Annotated in this window: 15 protein-coding genes; 2 read left to right on the forward strand and 13 right to left on the reverse strand. The window is 28.0% G+C overall.

Going from position 1 to position 16,983, the window contains the following annotated elements:
• Nucleotide 1: 1 nt before the first annotated feature.
• Nucleotides 2-1,492 carry a lipopolysaccharide biosynthesis protein gene (locus ABJG40_RS04730; RefSeq protein WP_348023421.1) on the forward strand — a complete coding sequence of 497 codons (1,491 nt, stop codon included), beginning with the start codon at nt 2-4 and terminating at the stop codon, nt 1,490-1,492.
• Here the strand turns inward: ABJG40_RS04730 and ABJG40_RS04735 are convergent.
• From ABJG40_RS04735 to ABJG40_RS04780, 10 genes are all read right to left on the reverse strand, one after another.
• Nucleotides 1,483-1,791 (reverse strand): DUF6122 family protein, encoded by a 309-nt coding sequence (locus tag ABJG40_RS04735; protein ID WP_348023422.1) that lies wholly within the window; start codon nt 1,789-1,791, stop codon nt 1,483-1,485. The two genes, ABJG40_RS04730 and ABJG40_RS04735, sit on opposite strands and share 10 nt — an antisense overlap.
• Before the next feature lie 133 nt (nt 1,792-1,924).
• A complete protein-coding gene (locus tag ABJG40_RS04740; RefSeq protein WP_348023423.1) occupies nt 1,925-2,500 on the reverse strand; it encodes a Crp/Fnr family transcriptional regulator in 576 nt (191 codons plus the stop codon).
• A gap of 62 nt (nt 2,501-2,562) precedes the next feature.
• Nucleotides 2,563-3,168, reverse strand: a complete 606-nt coding sequence (locus ABJG40_RS04745) for a WbqC family protein (protein ID WP_348023424.1) — start codon at nt 3,166-3,168, stop codon at nt 2,563-2,565.
• A 5-nt stretch (nt 3,169-3,173) separates the two neighbouring features.
• Nucleotides 3,174-4,877, reverse strand: a complete 1,704-nt coding sequence (gene lepB / locus ABJG40_RS04750) for a signal peptidase I (RefSeq protein WP_348023425.1) — start codon at nt 4,875-4,877, stop codon at nt 3,174-3,176.
• Nucleotides 4,878-4,956: 79 nt separating this feature from the next.
• On the reverse strand, nt 4,957-5,658 hold the full coding sequence (gene dapB, locus ABJG40_RS04755; RefSeq protein WP_348023426.1) for a 4-hydroxy-tetrahydrodipicolinate reductase: 702 nt from the start codon (nt 5,656-5,658) through the stop codon (nt 4,957-4,959).
• 1 nt (nt 5,659) lies between these two features.
• Entirely contained in the window at nt 5,660-6,253 is a 594-nt protein-coding gene (locus ABJG40_RS04760) for a DUF5683 domain-containing protein (RefSeq protein ID WP_348023427.1), read from the reverse strand.
• A complete protein-coding gene (locus tag ABJG40_RS04765; RefSeq protein ID WP_348023428.1) occupies nt 6,254-7,138 on the reverse strand; it encodes a ParB/RepB/Spo0J family partition protein in 885 nt (294 codons plus the stop codon).
• A 1-nt stretch (nt 7,139) separates the two neighbouring features.
• A complete protein-coding gene (locus ABJG40_RS04770; RefSeq protein WP_348023429.1) occupies nt 7,140-7,904 on the reverse strand; it encodes an AAA family ATPase in 765 nt (254 codons plus the stop codon).
• A 194-nt stretch (nt 7,905-8,098) separates the two neighbouring features.
• Nucleotides 8,099-9,559: an aminoacyl-histidine dipeptidase gene (locus tag ABJG40_RS04775; RefSeq protein ID WP_348023430.1), complete on the reverse strand. Its 1,461-nt coding sequence runs from the start codon at nt 9,557-9,559 to the stop codon at nt 8,099-8,101.
• A 27-nt stretch (nt 9,560-9,586) separates the two neighbouring features.
• A complete protein-coding gene (locus ABJG40_RS04780) occupies nt 9,587-10,219 on the reverse strand; it encodes an NAD(P)H-dependent oxidoreductase (RefSeq protein WP_348023431.1) in 633 nt (210 codons plus the stop codon).
• A gap of 112 nt (nt 10,220-10,331) precedes the next feature.
• On the opposite strand from ABJG40_RS04780, the gene ABJG40_RS04785 reads away from it, so the two are divergent.
• Nucleotides 10,332-11,606: a DUF2851 family protein gene (locus tag ABJG40_RS04785; RefSeq protein WP_348023432.1), complete on the forward strand. Its 1,275-nt coding sequence runs from the start codon at nt 10,332-10,334 to the stop codon at nt 11,604-11,606.
• A 66-nt stretch (nt 11,607-11,672) separates the two neighbouring features.
• On the opposite strand, the gene ABJG40_RS04790 is transcribed toward ABJG40_RS04785, so the two are convergent.
• The 3 genes from ABJG40_RS04790 to ABJG40_RS04800 form a co-directional block, all read right to left on the reverse strand.
• Nucleotides 11,673-14,126, reverse strand: a complete 2,454-nt coding sequence (locus tag ABJG40_RS04790; RefSeq protein WP_348023433.1) for a thiamine pyrophosphate-dependent enzyme — start codon at nt 14,124-14,126, stop codon at nt 11,673-11,675.
• Nucleotides 14,127-14,306: 180 nt separating this feature from the next.
• Complete coding sequence (locus ABJG40_RS04795) at nt 14,307-15,950, reverse strand: hypothetical protein (protein WP_348023434.1); 1,644 nt, start codon at nt 15,948-15,950, stop codon at nt 14,307-14,309.
• 11 nt (nt 15,951-15,961) lie between these two features.
• A complete protein-coding gene (locus tag ABJG40_RS04800) occupies nt 15,962-16,642 on the reverse strand; it encodes a hypothetical protein (protein ID WP_348023435.1) in 681 nt (226 codons plus the stop codon).
• Nucleotides 16,643-16,983 lie beyond the last annotated feature (341 nt).

Genomic DNA, 16,983 nt, shown 5'->3' on the forward strand with positions numbered 1-16,983 from the left:
TATGGGAATTGTATTAAAACAGTCATTTAGAAATACTATTATTATTTATTCTGCATTTTTAATTGGAGGAATAAATACGATTGTTTTTTATCCAAGATTTTTAGAAAAGGAGTTTTATGGAATGGTTGTTTTTTTACTATCAGCTTCTAATGTAATTATGCCTTTAACTGCTTTTGGTATTCAGTATACAATAGTAAAGTTTTTTTCTTCTTATGAAACTAAGAAAGAAAAAGATAAATTTTTATCATCTGTCATATTTTTACCTTTAATTATTGCTTTGCCTTTAGGTTTTTTTTGGGATTATGCTCATTTATGGATCATGAGTAAAGTTGCTCCAGAAAATCAAATTGTAGAGAATTATACTTTTTCTATATATTTAATAGCAGTAGCATGTGCTTATTTTGAGCTTTTTTATTCTTGGACAAAAGTACAATTACAGACTGTTTTTGGTAATATTCTAAAAGAACTTTGGAATAGAGTAGTTGTAATGTTGTTACTTTTTGCTGTTTTTTTTAAGTTGATAAATAAAGAAGAGTTTATTTTTTATTTAACGATAGCTTATGTTTTAAGAGCCATAGTAATGATGTTTTATGCATTTCGTGTATATTTTCCTAATTTTTATTTTAAGCTTCCAGAGAACATATTAGAAATAATTAAATATTCTTTATACATTATTTTAGCAGGTAGTGCAGGAGCTATTTTACTAGATATTGATAAAATAATGATTCCAGGAAAAGATACAATAGAAAAGGCTGCTTACTATTCTGTAGCAGTTTTTATAGGAAGTTTTATAGAAGCACCTAGTAGAGCTATGACTCAAATTTTACAACCTTTAACTTCAAAATCATTAAATGAGTTTAATCATAAAGAAGTAGAAAATTTATACAAAAAGAGTTCAATAAACCTTTTCTTAATTGGTGGTTTATTTTATATTTTAGTTAATTGTGGTGTGTCAGAGTTGTTTAAATTAATGCCAGAAAAAGGTTATGCAGGAGGAGAGTGGGTAGTTTTAATGATTTCTACAGCAAAACTATATACTATGTTTTTAGGAAATAATGGAGCGATTATTAATAATTCTAAGTTTTATAAAATTGCATTACCATTAGCTCTTGGAATGTCTATAGGTGTTTATCTTTTAAATGAAATTTTTTATTTCAAATTAAATTTAGGAACAGATGGTTTAGCTTTATCTACATTAATTATAATTGTAGTTTTTAATACTATTAAATTATGGTTTGTACATAACAAGTTTACAATAACACCTTTTACACCAAGTTCTTGGAAAATGTTTTCAATTATACTAGTAATACTTTTGGTATTTTATTTTTGGGATTTCCCTATTGATAATATTTATTTATGGAAATTTCCTATACATCCAATAATTAACATTGCAATAAAAAGTATTTTAATAACTGTTATTTACATAACTTTAATTTTTAAGCTTAATATTTCTCCTGAGTTAGACCTTCTTTTAAAGAAATATTATAAATAACAATCTATATAGTCTGTAATCATATGAAAAAGTAAAGCAATACATATGATTTTTGTTTTCTTAATAAATAACCCAATTACATAAAATCCAATTGCAATATAAGAGTGTAAAGGATGAAAATTAATACTGCATCTATTTTTATCAAAAATAGGAGTTGCTAATAAATGATCTAAATCTACCAACATAGAGCAGATAAATATTAAATAAACTATTTTCCAATTATTCTTAAAGAAAAAGTAAGCAATAAAAAATGGAGCAATAAAATGAAGACTATAATGTATTATAAATTCTAAACTCATATGCATAAAAAAAAGGCTTATTAATAAATAAGCCTTATATAAATTGTTTATATAACAATATATTGGGGGGGATAATAAAACAAATATAGCTTATTAAGATTAGTTATAAATTAACATATGTTAATTAAAATAATTATTTAGAGTATATTTCTTTTCTAATTCTACTTAATTGAACAGCAGTAATATTTAAATAAGACGCAATATGGTATTGTGGAATTAAATTTTCTATTCCTGGAATTTGTGTTTTTAGTTTTAAGTATCTTTCAGTTGCATTTAGAACGGATAAATCATAAATTTTAGCTTCTAAAGCTATAAATATGTATTCTAAAATTTTAGCGTAAAGGTTTACTATGTTTTTATCTTTTTCAGTTAATTTTTTAAAGTCTTTATAATTAATAGCGTAAACTTCACAATTAGTTAAACAGTCATAAGACAATCTAGAAGGTTTATTTAAAATCAAAGCTCTCAAAGCTCCAGTAGCTTTAATAGGGGTAAAAAAATGTCTTATATATTCTTTTCCTTTTTCATCTATATGAAATGATCTTATAATGCCAGATTTTATAATAAAAATATCTTTTGGAATCTCTCCTGTTAAAGCAATATTATCTCCTTTCTTTAGCTCCTGTAATTTAATTAAAGACAATAATTTCTCTATTGATTCTTGTGGAGTAAGATTAATTGAGTTGATAAAATCTACTAAAAAATTCATATTGTATTTTTTCTATAAAAAGGAAATAGTGTAAATGTGTTTTTATAAAGTTACTAATTTTTTTACAATAAATAGCTTATTGTATTTGGACCTTCCATAAAAACGAGGTCTAAAATTGATAAATTCGTAATAAATCCATGTTTTTCATCAAACATCTGTATATATTTTTTAACCAATTTTTTAGGTGTTTTTTTTACATCTATTAATGCTCTAAAGTCATTTAAATTTGTATTTACAATATATTCTTTTGTTTTAGAATATTTTTGAGAAACTAGTAAAGCATCTGTTACAAATAAAAAAGTATCAATATTTACATCTTGTAAATAGGTGTATTTTTTTGTAAATATTTTAAGTAAATCATCTTCATAGAATTCATAAAAAGGTGATGTTCTATAGGCAGTTTGTAATGATTTTAAATGATGATTTTGCCATAAAGAATCATTGTCAACTAATAAATCTTTTGTTTTTTTACGATGAGAACTACCTTTGTTTTTATCAATAACAGGTATGTTTAATAATTGTTTGCCATTAGAATTATAGATGTAACACCTATTTCTATAACTCTGTTTCTGAAAATTATCTTCCATTTCAAAAACTACAGACTCAGATTTTAATATTTCAGAATATTGAGAAATTGGTCCGAAATAAGAAGGAATAAACAATGACATTCTCCTTATTTTTTAGTAGATTTTTTCTTCCCTTTATAAAAACTGTAAACAATATATAGCGCTATCAATATAAAAACAAAATATCTATACGATACTGGTTTTCCACCACCATGAACAGTTGTAAACATTCTATCCCAACGAATCGATTTAATTTTTTCTCCAAAAGACGCTGCATTTGCATCCCAACTAAACCAAACCATAACTGGTTTTCCTAAAACGTGATCAAAAGGTACATACCCCCAATAACGAGCATCTAAAGAGTTGTGTCTATTATCTCCAATTAAATAAAAATAATCTTGTTTAAAAGTATAAGATTCTGCTTTTTCTCCATTAATGTAAATGTTTTCACCAACTACTTGTAAGTCGTTATTTTCATAGTTTTTAATAATTTGCTCGTAAAAAGGTAATGATTCGGTATCTATTTTTACAGTTGCTCCTGCTTCTGGAATATAAATAGGACCAAAATTATCTTGACTCCACCCCAAACTTTCTACATGTGGAAAAATTGCATTGTCTGCTCCATGGTTTACTTTTTTAATAGAAACCGTTAAAGGGTATTTTTCTAAACGAGTAACTTCTTCTTCTGTTAAGTTAATATTGATTTTAGTATCAACATTAATCATTTTTAATCTTTGAGCAAATTGAGGATTTATTCCTCCTGCAACTTCAGTATATAAAGAATCTGAGCCAATTTTAGATAAGAAACCATTTTCTTTTATAGCTGCTTGAACTTTAGGGTTGTCCCAATATTCACTCAATATTTTATAAACATTTGTTCTTTCTTTGTCAATTAAAAATTTAGGATAAGTACTTTGATTTATAGGTTTTTTAGATTCGTAGGTATAATAAAATTGTAATTTAGCTCTATCTGGTAAAGCATTCTTTTTTCCGTTAATATAGAAATAACCATTTCTCATTTCTAAAGAATCTCCAGCAATACCCACACAACGTTTTACATAGTTTGTTTTTTTATCTACAGGTTTGTATGTAAATTTTCCTGAGTTATCTCCCCACATGGTTGCAAGTGTGTCTGCAGGCCAATTAAAACAAACAATATCATTATTTTTAATTTTCTGCAAACCTGGTAAACGAGTATAAGGTAATTGAGGTTTTTTTAAGTAAGAAGCTGTACCTGTAAAAGGTAAAGAATCATGAACCATTGGTGCTGCAATTACTGTTGATGGCACTCTAGCTCCATAATGAAACTTACTTACAAAAAGATAATCTCCAACTAGCAAAGATTTTTCTAGAGATGATGTTGGTATTGTAAATGGTTGCATAAAGTAAGTATGCACTAAAGTTGCTGCTATTATGGCAAAAGCAATTGAGCTAACCCATTCTCCCAGTTCAGAACGAGGTTTTAAGCTTCTATCTGCATTGTATTTTGTGTCTGTAGCGTAATTGATATAAAATATATACAATCCTAAAGTTACAATAACTAAAAACGAATCTAATTTTTTGTAAAAACCAAAAGTTCTAATCGTTTCAATCCAAATTACGGGAAACATTAAAAGGTTTACAACAGGTATAAATAATAAGATAATCCACCATTTTGGGCGATTAATTATTTGCATTAAAACAATTCCGTTATAAATAGGAATTGCAGCTTCCCAAGCTTTTCTACCAGATTTTATATAAAGTTTCCAAGTTCCTAAAAAATGAATAACTTGTACTACTAAAAAAAAGATAAACCATTCTGTAAATGTCATAATTGTAAGCTTTAACTTTCTCTAAAGAGAAGAATTTTAATTTTTTATTAGGCGATAAAAAGCCAAATTGTTACAGTTTTTAACGGATGTTTAACACATCTTTCATAGAGAAAACTCCGTTTTTTCCAAGAATCCATTCTGCTGCAACAACTGCACCTAAAGCAAACCCTTTTCTACTATGTGCAGTGTGTTTAATTTCTATAGAATCTACTTCAGAATCATACCAAATAGTATGCGTACCTGGAACATCTGGAATTCTTTTTGCAACAATAGGAATACTATCTTCAGTTGCTTTATCACCTAAAACCCAATCTTTTTTAGAAGTATTTTCAATAATTCCTTCAGCTAAAGTAATGGCTGTTCCACTAGGTGCATCTAGTTTTTTTGTGTGATGAATTTCTTCAGACGAAATTTTATAATCTTCTAAAGTACTCATCATTTTAGCTAATTGTTTATTTAATTCAAAAAAAATATTAACTCCTAAACTATAATTTGAAGCATAGATAAAAGCACTGTTTTTTTCTTTACATAAAGCAACAGCTTCATCATATTTGTCTAACCAACCTGTGGTTCCAGATATTACAGGAACATTGTTGTTTATACAGTTTGTAATGTTATTAAAAGCCGAAGAAGGTACACTAAAATCTATAGCAACATCTGCTAAATTAATATCAATTTTATCATCAACATCTTTTCTAATTACTATTTCATGTCCTCGAGATAAAGCAATTTTTTCAATTTCTTTACCCATTCTACCATAACCTAATAGTGCAATTTTCATTTTAAAAATTATATTTAATTGTTAATCCTACTTTTGGTGCATCAATATACATTGGATCGGTTACAAAGGTAGGTTTAAAAGATAAATTATCATCAGTATTAAATTGTAGTAAATGTGCATTTACACTTGCTTCTACAATTTGTAAAACATACAAAATAGCAGTTGTTAATAAAGACATATCTCTATTTTCTTTTAATTGGTCTTGTGCTCTTTCTAATGTTTCTATAGAAATTACTTCTGTTCCATCATCTTGAGTAAATTCATCTTGAAGACCAATTTTTCTTAATTTATATGCTGTTCTGTATCGTTTGTACTCTTTATTATTACTTAAGTAGTAATAAATACTTGTACCCATAGCTCCCCAAACAATTGGTGCTTTCCAATATTTTTTGTTATAAACTTGTCCCATTCCTGGAAATATTGCTGAATAAAAGGCAGCTTTAGATGGAGCTAAAGCGTCATAAACACCTCCTTTGTCAACTTTAATATTTCCTTTAATTTTTAAACCTTTTACATTCACAGAGTCTTTCTGCCCAAAAAAAGTTGCAGAAAACAATGCAAAAGAAAAAACAAGTATGAATTTTTTTAAAAACACTTATTTTAATAAGTTTTTTATACGTTTAAAATCTTCTTCGGAATGAAAAGGAATTGAAATTTTTCCTTTACCATTTGTACTAACTGTAACGTCTATTTTGTGACCAAAGTATTCGCTTATATCTTTAATACTAGTTTTAATGTAAGGAGGTATAGGCTTCTTCTTAGGCTTTGTAACTGTGCCCGTTTTTAAGCTTTTTACTAAATCTTCTGTTTGTCTAACAGATAGTTTTTCTCTTAAAATTTTCTCGTAAATAGCTAATTGATCTTCTGTGTTTTCAATATTAATCATAGCACGACCATGTCCCATAGAAATAAAACCATCTCTCATGCCTGTTTGTAAAATAGGATCTAATTTTAGTAATCGTAAATAATTTGTTACTGTAGATCTTTTTTTACCAACTCTTGTGCTTAATTCTTCTTGTGTAAGTTCAATTTCGTCTATTAAGCGTTGATAAGAAAGGGCAACTTCAATAGGGTCTAAGTTTTTACGTTGTATATTTTCAACCAAGGCCATTTCTAGCATTTCTTGGTCGTTTGCTAATCTAATGTATGCAGGAATGGTTTTGTTGCCAATTAATTTTGATGCTCTAAAACGACGTTCACCAGATACTAATTGAAATTTATTTTCTTCTAGTTTTCTTACTGTAATTGGCTGGATAACTCCTAATTCTTTAATAGAACTAGCTAACTCTCTTAATGCTTCTTCATCAAAATAAGTTCTTGGTTGATATGGGTTTACATCAATTAAATCTAATTCAATTTCAATTATACTGCCAACAACTTTATCTGCATTTTTATCTGAAGCAGAAATTACGTTTGAAGATTCTTGTAATAAAGCAGATAATCCTCGTCCTAAAGCTTGTTTTTTGGTTGCTTTTGCCATTTTACGAATTCTTTTTTAATAATTCTTGAGCCAAATTTAAGTAATTTATAGCACCTTTACTTGTTGCATCGTATGCAATAATACTTTCACCATAACTTGGTGCTTCTCCTAAACGTGTATTTCTTCTAATAATTGTATCAAAAACCATACTAGAAAAATGTTTTCTAACCTCGTCAACAACTTGATTAGAAAGGCGTAATCTAGAATCGAACATGGTTAAAAGTAGTCCTTCTATTTCTAACTCTGAATTATGAATATTTTGAACACTTTTTATTGTATTTAAAAGTTTTCCTAAACCTTCTAAGGCAAAATATTCACATTGAATAGGTATAATAACAGAATCTGCAGCTACTAATGAGTTTAATGTTATCAAACCTAATGAAGGTGCACAATCTATTAATATATAATCATAATCATTTTTTATTGATGCTAAAGATTTTTTTAACATGTATTCTCTTTCTAGCTTATCTACCAATTCAATTTCAATTGCAACTAAATCAATGTGAGCAGGAATTATGTCTACATTTGGAGAATTTGTTTTAACAATTGCTTCTTTTGCAGCAATTGTATGCTCTAAAACTTGGTAGGTTCCATATTCAATACTTTCAACATCAATTCCTAAACCAGATGAAGCATTGGCTTGTGGGTCTGCATCAATTAACAATACTTTTTTTTCTAAAACCCCCAAAGAAGCTGCTAAATTAACACTGGTTGTTGTTTTACCAACACCACCTTTTTGATTTGCAATTGCAATGATTTTTCCCATTATTAGCTGTATCTTTTATAAGAAGTAAAATTACGTTTTTTTCTGTTTTTAAAAAGTGAAAGATGTTAACAAAAAGGTAATTTTTTAAACTGTTGATTTTTAGTTATTTGTATTTTGTATTTTTAATTTTTTAAACAAAGTTTAGATTAAAAAAACCGAAGTTTTTACTTCGGTTTTAAACATTTTTTAATGTTCTATTTTTTAGGAATATTTTCTAGAATTGCTACTAAAAAACTCCAAAACTTCTGTGTTGATGAAATACTAGCTCTTTCATCTGGAGAGTGAGCTCCTTTAATAGTTGGGCCAAAAGAAACCATATCCATTTCAGGATAATTTTGTCCTAGAATACCACATTCTAAACCTGCATGACAAGCTGCAACATGTGCTTTATCTCCATGTAAATTTTCATATAAATTAGAAACTACTTTTAAAATTGCTGAATTTACATTGGGTTGCCAACCAGGATATTCTCCCGATAAAGTAACATCGAAACCAGATAATTCAAAAGCAGATTTTAACGAACTTGCTAGATCTAGTTTATTACTTTCTGAAGAAGAACGAGTTAGACATCCAATTTTTATTTTACCATCTTTTACAATTACTCTAGCAATATTATTAGAAGTTTCTACCAAATCTGTTATATCTGGGCTCATTCTGTAAACTCCATTATGAGCAGCATACATAGATTTTAAAAATCCTTCTTGTACACCTAGTTCTACAATGCTTTTAGGATTATTTGTTTCTGTAATTTCTACAACTAAATTAGGTTCTAATGTTAAGAACTCATCTTTTATATTGTTAATAAGTAACTTTGTTTCTAATAAAAAAGCTTCTTTAGAAATCGTGTCTACGATAATTAATGCAAAGCTTTCACGTGGAATAGCATTTCGTAAACTACCTCCATTTATTTCAGAAATTCGCAAGCCAAAATTTGTAAATCCATCAAAAAGTAAACGGTTCATAATTTTGTTTGCATTTCCCAAACCTTTAATAATATCCATTCCAGAATGGCCACCATTTAAGCCTTTTACAGTTATAGAATAAGCAGTAGAATTTTTTGGAATTTCTTCTTCAGAATAAGTTCTTACTGCAGTAATATCTATACCACCAGCACATCCCATTCCAATTTCGTCATCTTCTTCTGTATCAAGGTTTAAAAGAATATCACCTTTTAAAATACCGCCTTCTAAACCCATTGCTCCAGTCATACCTGTTTCTTCATCAATAGTAAAAAGCGCTTCAATATTTGGGTGTTTTAAATTGCTAGAAGATAAAATTGCCATAATTGCAGCAACTCCTAAACCATTATCTGCTCCTAAAGTTGTTCCATCTGCAGTTACCCAATCTTCATCAATAAGCATTTTGATGCCTTCTTTGTCAAAATCGAAAATAGTATCAGAATTTTTTTGATGAACCATATCTAAATGACTTTGTAAAACTACAGTTTGCCTGTCTTCTAAACCTTTTGTTGCGGGTTTTGTAATAATAACATTTCCAACTTTATCTACAATAGTTTTAAGATTTAGATTTTTTCCAAAATCTACCATAAATTGAATTACACGTTCTTCTTTTTTTGAAGGACGAGGAACTGCATTTAAATCTGCAAAGTGATTCCAAACAACTTTTGGTTCTAAATTTCTTATTGCTTCACTCATTTTTTATAATTGTTTTATGGTATAAATTTAGTTTATTTCTATCACAATATCTTGTGTTTCTTTTCTAACTTTAGTCAAATTTTTCATATAACAACCTTCTGCTCTAAAACCAACAGGTAGTACTAAAACAGATTTTAAATTCTGAGATTTTAAGTTTAAAAATTCATCATATTTTGTAGCATTAAAGCCTTCCATAGGACAAGCATCAATTTTTTCTATAGCACAAACCGTCATTAAATTTCCTAAAGCAATGTATGCTTGATTTTTATTCCAAATATTTAGTTCATCTTGGGTTTTCTTTTCTATTTCTGAGATTAAAAAATCTTTAAAAGGTTTGATAATTGCTTCTGGTGTATTTCTGATTTTTTGAACTAAATTAAAGTAGTTTTTTACTTCTTCGGTAGTGTATTTATTAGGTATACAAATAACAAGAACATGAGATGCTTGTTCAATTTGTAATTGGTTCATAGAGTGTGCAACCAATTCTTTTTGAATTTCTTTATTTTTTATAACTACTAACTTTAATGGCTGCAATCCATAAGAAGTTGCGGTTAGGTTAAAAGCTTCTTTTAATGTATTTATTTGTGATTCTGAAAGTTGTTTTTCTGAATCGAATTTTTTAACAGCATAACGCCATTTTAGACTTTCTATAATACTCATTGTTTTAAATTATATTGCAAAAATAAATGATTCTAATTGATGTTTTTTGTTAACATGATTATAAAAATTTATGAAGGTATAAATGATTTTTTGTACTTTTAAAAGAAAAACTATGAATGAAGATTTTCTTCATTATGTATGGAAATATCAGTTGTTTTCTATACACGATTTAAAAACGACTCAAAATGAAGACTTAATAATTGTTAAAACAGGTTATCATAATTATAATTCAGGGCCAGATTTTTTAAATGCTCAAATAAAAATTGATAATCAACTTTGGGTAGGAAATGTTGAGATACATTTAAAATCTTCAGATTGGTATGTACACCATCATGAAGTTGATGTAAATTACGATGCTGTAATTTTACATCTTGTTTGGGAGGATGATGCAGCTATTTTTATGAAAAATAACAAGCCTTTACCTGTTTTAATTTTAAAAGATTTTATTTTAAGTACTACATTAAATAATTACAGAAATTTATTTTCTACAAAACAAAATTGGATTCCATGTGAAAAGGATATAAATTTTATTGATAAATTTACTTTAGATAATTGGAAAGAACGACTTTTTTTTGAAAGATTAGAACGAAAATCTAATGAAATGAATTCTCTTTTAATTGAGAATCAAAATGATTTTGAAGCTACTTTATTTCAATTATTAACCAAGAATTTTGGCTTAAGAGTTAATGGAGATTCTTTTTTTAGGTTGTCTAAATCTTTTAATTTTTCGACTTTAAGAAAAGTTAGATTTGAAGAGAATCAATTATCTAGTTTGTTTTTTGGGCAAGCAGGTTTTTTAGAAGAAGATAAAGAAGATGTTTATTATCAACAATTAAAATATGAATTTGATTATTTAAAACATAAATATAAATTAATACCAATTTCTAAAAATTTGTTTTCATTTTTTAGAATGAGGCCGCCAAATTTTCCAACAATTAGAATTGCTCAATTAATTGCGTTATATTATAAATATGATAATTTGTTTTCTAAATTAATTGAAATGAAAGAGTTAAAACTATTTTATGATTTCTTTGATGTTGAAATAAATTTATATTGGAAGACACATTATACTTTTGAAAAAGAATCTAAACCATTATCAAAAAAAATAACAAAATCATTTGTAGATTTATTGTTAATAAATACTATTATACCATTAAAATTTTTATACAAAAAAAATAGAGGAGAGTTACATGAAAGTGAGTTTTTAGAACTGTTAAAGAAAATTAAACCAGAAAAAAATAATTTAATTTCTAAGTTCGCAACTATTGATGTAAGTGCAATTAATGCTTATGAAACTCAATCTTTATTAGAGCTTAAAAATAATTATTGTGCAAAGAAACTGTGTTTAGAATGTGCAATAGGTAAGAAGTTATTAAGTCGAAATTAATTTTTTTTATAAAAAAAAACGCTCAAAAATTAATTGTTTTGAGCGTTTGAAATTGTGTCTTATTTTTTAATATAAACTTTTATACTTGTTAGGATTTGCTTCATGCATAATCTCGTAAATTTTTTCAAAAATATCTTCTGCAGATGGTTTAGAAAAATAATCTCCATCAGTTCCATAAGCAGTTCTATGAGCTTTTGCGGTTAAAGTGGATGGTTTACTATCTAAGTACATGTATCCATTTTGGTTTTCTAAAACTTCTTGTAAGATATAGGCAGTAGCTCCTCCTGGTAAATCTTCATCTATTACTAATAATTTATTAGTTTTTTCTAAACTCTTTACACAGTCGTGGTGTATATCAAAAGGAAGTAAACTCTGAGCATCAATAATTTCTATATTTATACTTACTTGTTGTAATTCTAAAGCAACTTCTTCTACAATTCTTAAAGTAGATCCATAAGAAATTACGGTTAAATCAGTTCCTTTTTTTACTGTTTCTACAACACCAATAGGAGTTTTAAATTCTCCTAAATTAATTGGTAATTCTTCTTTTAATCGATAACCATTTAAACACTCAATAACTAACCCAGGATCATCTCCTTCTAATAAAGTATTGTAAAAACCTGCTGCCTTAGTCATGTTTCTTGGTACTAGTACATAAATACCTCTTACATGATTTATAATACCTGCCATTGGTGAACCTGCATGCCAGATTCCTTCTAACCTATGACCACGAGTTCTAATGATTAATGGTGCTTTTTGCTTTCCATAGGTTCTATAATGAAGTGTTGCTAAATCATCACTCATAATTTGCAAAGCATAAAGCAAATAGTCTAGATATTGAATTTCTGCAATTGGTCTTAATCCGCGCATTGCTAACCCAATTCCTTGTCCTATAATTGTTGCTTCTCTAATACCAGTATCTGCAACCCTAATTTCTCCATATTTTTCTTGAAGTCCTTCTAAGCCTTGATTTACATCACCAATAAAACCAGCGTCTTCACCAAAAATTACAACTTCGGGATGTTTTTTAAGAATGGTGTCAAAATTATCTCTCATAATAATTCTTGCGTCCACTAAAGTTTTATTTTTAGAGTATACAGGTTTTTTGTAAGGAATTTTTAAGGCACTTAATTCTGATTCACTATGCAGTAATGATGAATATTTTTCTTCTGCATCTTTTAAAGAGTCTTTAATGAAATTTTGAAGCAATATTTTTTCAGCAAACTTTTCATCTTTTAAGAATCTTAATGATTTTCTTGCTGTTGATAGCACATCTTTTTTACTTGGTTCTACAGTTGCAATTAAATCTTTTTTGTTTTTTAAAATGAAGTTGCTGTTCTTACTTTTGCTAGCAACTTTGTCTAGTATTTGTACAACTAAACTAACTTGCTGTTTTATTTCGTTGATGTAAGAGTTCCATGCATTTCTTTTTGCGTTAACAACTTCTTTTTTAGCACTTTTTTCAAGTATTATTAAGTCTTCTTCACCATCAACAAAACGTAAAATTTCTCCAGTTTCTGTTTCTAATTCGAAATCTAAGATCCAATTTCGCATTTTTGTAATGCAATCATGTTCTTTTTCCCAATTTAATCTTTCTTTGTGTTTGTATCTTTCGTGAGAACCTGAAGTAGAGTGTCCTTGTGGTTGTGTAAGTTCTTTTACATGAATTAAAATAGGAACATGTTGTTCTCGTGCAATTTTTGCAGCTTTATTATAAGTGTCTATTAATTGAACGTAATCCCAACCGTTAACTACAAAAATTTCATAGCCATTATTTTCATGATCTCTTTGAAAACCTTTTAAGATTTCAGAAATGCTTTCTTTAGTTGTTTGGTGTTTTGCATGTACAGAAATACCATATTCATCATCCCAAACACTCATTAACATTGGTACTTGTAAAACACCTGCTGCATTAATGGTTTCAAAAAACAAACCTTCGCTTGTACTTGCATTACCAATTGTACCCCAAGCAACTTCATTTCCTTGTAAAGAAAAATTAGATTTATGCTGAACACTTTTTTCGTTTCTATAAATTTTAGAAGCTTGTGCTAAACCTAATAAACGTGGCATTTGTGCAGCAGTTGGAGATATGTCTGAGCTGGAGTTATATTGTTTTGTTAAGTTTTTCCAGGTTCCATCTTCATGTAAACTATGAGTTGAAAAATGACCACCCATTTGTCTCCCAGCAGACATTGGGTCTGCTTCAATACTTGTGTGAGCGTATAAACCAGCAAAGAATTGTTGGGCAGTTAACTCTCCTAAAGCCATCATAAAAGTTTGATCTCTGTAATATCCAGATCTAAAATCCCCTAGTTTAAAGGCTTTAGCCATTGCTAATTGTGGCACTTCTTTTCCGTCACCAAAAATACCAAATTTAGCTTTACCAGTTAAAACTTCTCTACGTCCTAACAAACTACACTCTCTACTTATCTTAGCAATTCTATAGTCGTTTAAAACTTCTGTTTTAAAATCCTCAAAAGAAAGTTTTTGTGTATTCTTTGATTGTGTTTCTTGCAACATTTTATTGGATTTTTTTAGGTGTTACAAAGATAGTTTTTTTAGTTGATAATTAAAAATACAAATAATATATTACGAATATGACAATGTTGGTGTGAAAATTAAGTTTTTGGTTGTGTTTTTGTTAATAAAAAAGAGGTATCATTTTCACAATACCTCTTTTTATGATTATTTTCTGAATTATTAGAAAAGTCTACTACATAAGTCACCAGGAACTTGAAAGTCACCAATTACAATATTATCCGTGTCAAAAGTATAATTATATTCATAACGTTTACCTGCAAAATAAACTGCATATTTCTGAGATACGCCTATTTTTGCTTGATAAATATATCCTTTTCCATTGTAAATTCTTCCTACATATCTCCAATAAGAATATGTTCTGCCGTAATAAGTATAAGAATCATATCTGTAAAGTCTTAAATAAGGATTTAAAATTTTGTCACCACATTTTGCTTTAAATTGAATGCTAACTGTTTTAATTTGTGGTGGAGCAGGAATACTGCTAAAAACACTAGAATCACTTATTGTAACGGTATTGCTGTCACATCCATTAAACGGAGCAGAAGTGTATAATAAAACTTTATCTGAATATGTACCAGAATAAAGCTTAATTTTTAAACTTTGGTTAGGTGTATTATAAAAACCTGTAGCTTGATCTCTGGTTTTAGAAACTTTCATGGTTCTACTACGAATAACTTGATCGTTAGAAGCATATACCAATTCATAAGATAAGTTAAGTTCAGCTGCAGAAAGCGAAGGTACTTTTGGTATAGAAACTGTAAGTTTTCTACCATAGTTACATACGCCCCAATAATGGAAATCTAAATTATACCAAGAAAGGTGAGTGGTTGTAAAAACAATTTTGTAATTATTTCCTGTACCCATTGAAACTGTACCTACTTTATGATATCCCCATTGACCATCATCATAAGACCAGATTGGTATTTTATCTCCAATTGCAATATTTATTCCAGTCTCTGGGTTAATATAGTTATTAGGAATTTCAATTCCAATTTCTATTGGTTTTGAGAATTTTTTAATTTCTTTACCATCAACAAACATATCAATTGATGTAAAACCAGCTGATAGAAAAGCTGAATCTTCTATATTATTACCATCTTTATCTATAACACTATTTGGAGTTAATCCTCCTGGAAAAGAGGCTAGAGATTCTGGAGTATCTAGGCTAAAATGTGCAACCTCACTTTTTAAAGTACCACCACTAATATTTTTACCGTCAGCATCTTGAAAAATAGTTCCAGATTCAATTTTTACTTCAGTTTTTGTAGTTGCTTTTGCATTTGTTGTAGTAACAGTGTGGTCTGTAGTTAAGGTGTTGCTAGATAGTGTTTTAGTGTCTTCAATAAAATCTATACCTTGTACAGGGTTTAATTTATTTACAATATTAATAGATTTGGTAACCAAAGAGTCTTCTGGAAACATTACTAAAGGAATAGTAGTTGTTAAATAATCATCTCCACTAATTTTAAGTAAAACTTTTAGAGGCTCTGAACTAGCGTAGTTAGGGTTAACTGCTAGTGCAATATTACCATCTACAACTTTTAATTTAGAACTATTTTCTCCTGCATCTGTAACAAATTTACTTGCGTCTGCACCAATTAATTCAACTTTTAATTTATCAGAACCTTCAATGTTTTGAGGGTTGGTTATATCTACAACATTAATTAGAGCTTCTTGAGAAAGTATGTTATTGGCTATAACAATATCAACATCTTCAGTAATTCCTTTAAAGTCGCAACTTAGAGCGAATAAAGTCATGCACATTAATGCAAAAAGTATTTTTATATCATTTAATTTTTTCATAATTTAATTTTTTAAAATTTGTATGCAAGTCTGAATTGTAATCGAGGAATAAATTTAAAACTACTAATTGCTTCCTTTAAATTATCTTCTTGCTCTGTAGTAGGTGCAAGAAGTTTTGTTGCTGTTAAAGTAGCTTCTGGTGATGAAGTAAAATAAGAACCAATTTCTATTCCAAATCCAAGTCTTTTTTTAGGAATAGCTCTACCAAAACCTATTCCTAAATAAGGAGCGGTTCCAGTCCAAGAAACATCAGCGTTTACTTCTCCTACATCTTCTTTAGTAATAACAACATCTCCAAACTCAACATTTTCTGTATAAGTAATAATGGCATTTGTATTTAACTTCGATAAAAAGCCTAAACCAGCAGTAAGTTTAAAAGAAGAATTTTTAAATGGAAGAAATTCTATACCTAAATCTATTATTGACAATTCTATATTAGCAAGCAAATCTACCTTATCTTCTTTAATTTCAATATCTTCTTGTTCAAAGTCTTCTAGTTTAAAAGAATGCCAAACTAATTTTGCGTTTAGTTTTGGACTCAGTTTTCTTGCATATTCTAATCCTAAACCTGGTGATCCAAAAGAAATTGCAAATGCGTTCTTTTTTTCTTTAATTTCGTCTTTATTTTGAGCGCTGTTTTGCAAACAAAAAGAAATAAGAAAAACGGATAGTAAAAAGTTTTTTATTTTCATAGTAAGTTATTTGGTTAAAAATATTTCTACAAAAATATCAAACTGTTGTTTAAAAAAACAATACTCAATATGGGTATTTTCACCCTTTTTTCTACTTATTTGTAGGTGTTTTTTATAAAAAACCTCTTTTAAAGAAGTTATAAATACGTGAGTTCGACGTAAGATATTTAAAAAATAAGCAATAAAAAGCAGAATATTTTGTAAATTAAAGTACTGAATTTCAATTTACTAATAAATATTCTGCTTATGATTTCTGATGATAAAATTATAGAAATTTTCTGTTCTTTAGATGATTTTATGAAAGAATTTGATTCAATTCTTCAAAAAAACAGTATTTCTGA

The sequence above is a fragment of the Polaribacter sp. genome (assembly GCF_039939415.1).
GTDB lineage: Bacteria > Bacteroidota > Bacteroidia > Flavobacteriales > Flavobacteriaceae > Polaribacter.

Coding starts and splice junctions, on each gene's coding strand:
- ABJG40_RS04730 (WP_348023421.1), top strand. CDS start 2: ATGGGAATTGTATTAAAACAGTCATTTAGAAATACTATTATTATTTAT.
- ABJG40_RS04735 (WP_348023422.1), bottom strand. CDS start 1,791: ATGAGTTTAGAATTTATAATACATTATAGTCTTCATTTTATTGCTCCA.
- ABJG40_RS04740 (WP_348023423.1), bottom strand. CDS start 2,500: ATGAATTTTTTAGTAGATTTTATCAACTCAATTAATCTTACTCCACAA.
- ABJG40_RS04745 (WP_348023424.1), bottom strand. CDS start 3,168: ATGTCATTGTTTATTCCTTCTTATTTCGGACCAATTTCTCAATATTCT.
- lepB (WP_348023425.1), bottom strand. CDS start 4,877: ATGACATTTACAGAATGGTTTATCTTTTTTTTAGTAGTACAAGTTATT.
- dapB (WP_348023426.1), bottom strand. CDS start 5,658: ATGAAAATTGCACTATTAGGTTATGGTAGAATGGGTAAAGAAATTGAA.
- ABJG40_RS04765 (WP_348023428.1), bottom strand. CDS start 7,138: ATGGCAAAAGCAACCAAAAAACAAGCTTTAGGACGAGGATTATCTGCT.
- ABJG40_RS04770 (WP_348023429.1), bottom strand. CDS start 7,904: ATGGGAAAAATCATTGCAATTGCAAATCAAAAAGGTGGTGTTGGTAAA.
- ABJG40_RS04775 (WP_348023430.1), bottom strand. CDS start 9,559: ATGAGTGAAGCAATAAGAAATTTAGAACCAAAAGTTGTTTGGAATCAC.
- ABJG40_RS04780 (WP_348023431.1), bottom strand. CDS start 10,219: ATGAGTATTATAGAAAGTCTAAAATGGCGTTATGCTGTTAAAAAATTC.
- ABJG40_RS04785 (WP_348023432.1), top strand. CDS start 10,332: ATGAATGAAGATTTTCTTCATTATGTATGGAAATATCAGTTGTTTTCT.
- ABJG40_RS04790 (WP_348023433.1), bottom strand. CDS start 14,126: ATGTTGCAAGAAACACAATCAAAGAATACACAAAAACTTTCTTTTGAG.
- ABJG40_RS04795 (WP_348023434.1), bottom strand. CDS start 15,950: ATGAAAAAATTAAATGATATAAAAATACTTTTTGCATTAATGTGCATG.
- ABJG40_RS04800 (WP_348023435.1), bottom strand. CDS start 16,642: ATGAAAATAAAAAACTTTTTACTATCCGTTTTTCTTATTTCTTTTTGT.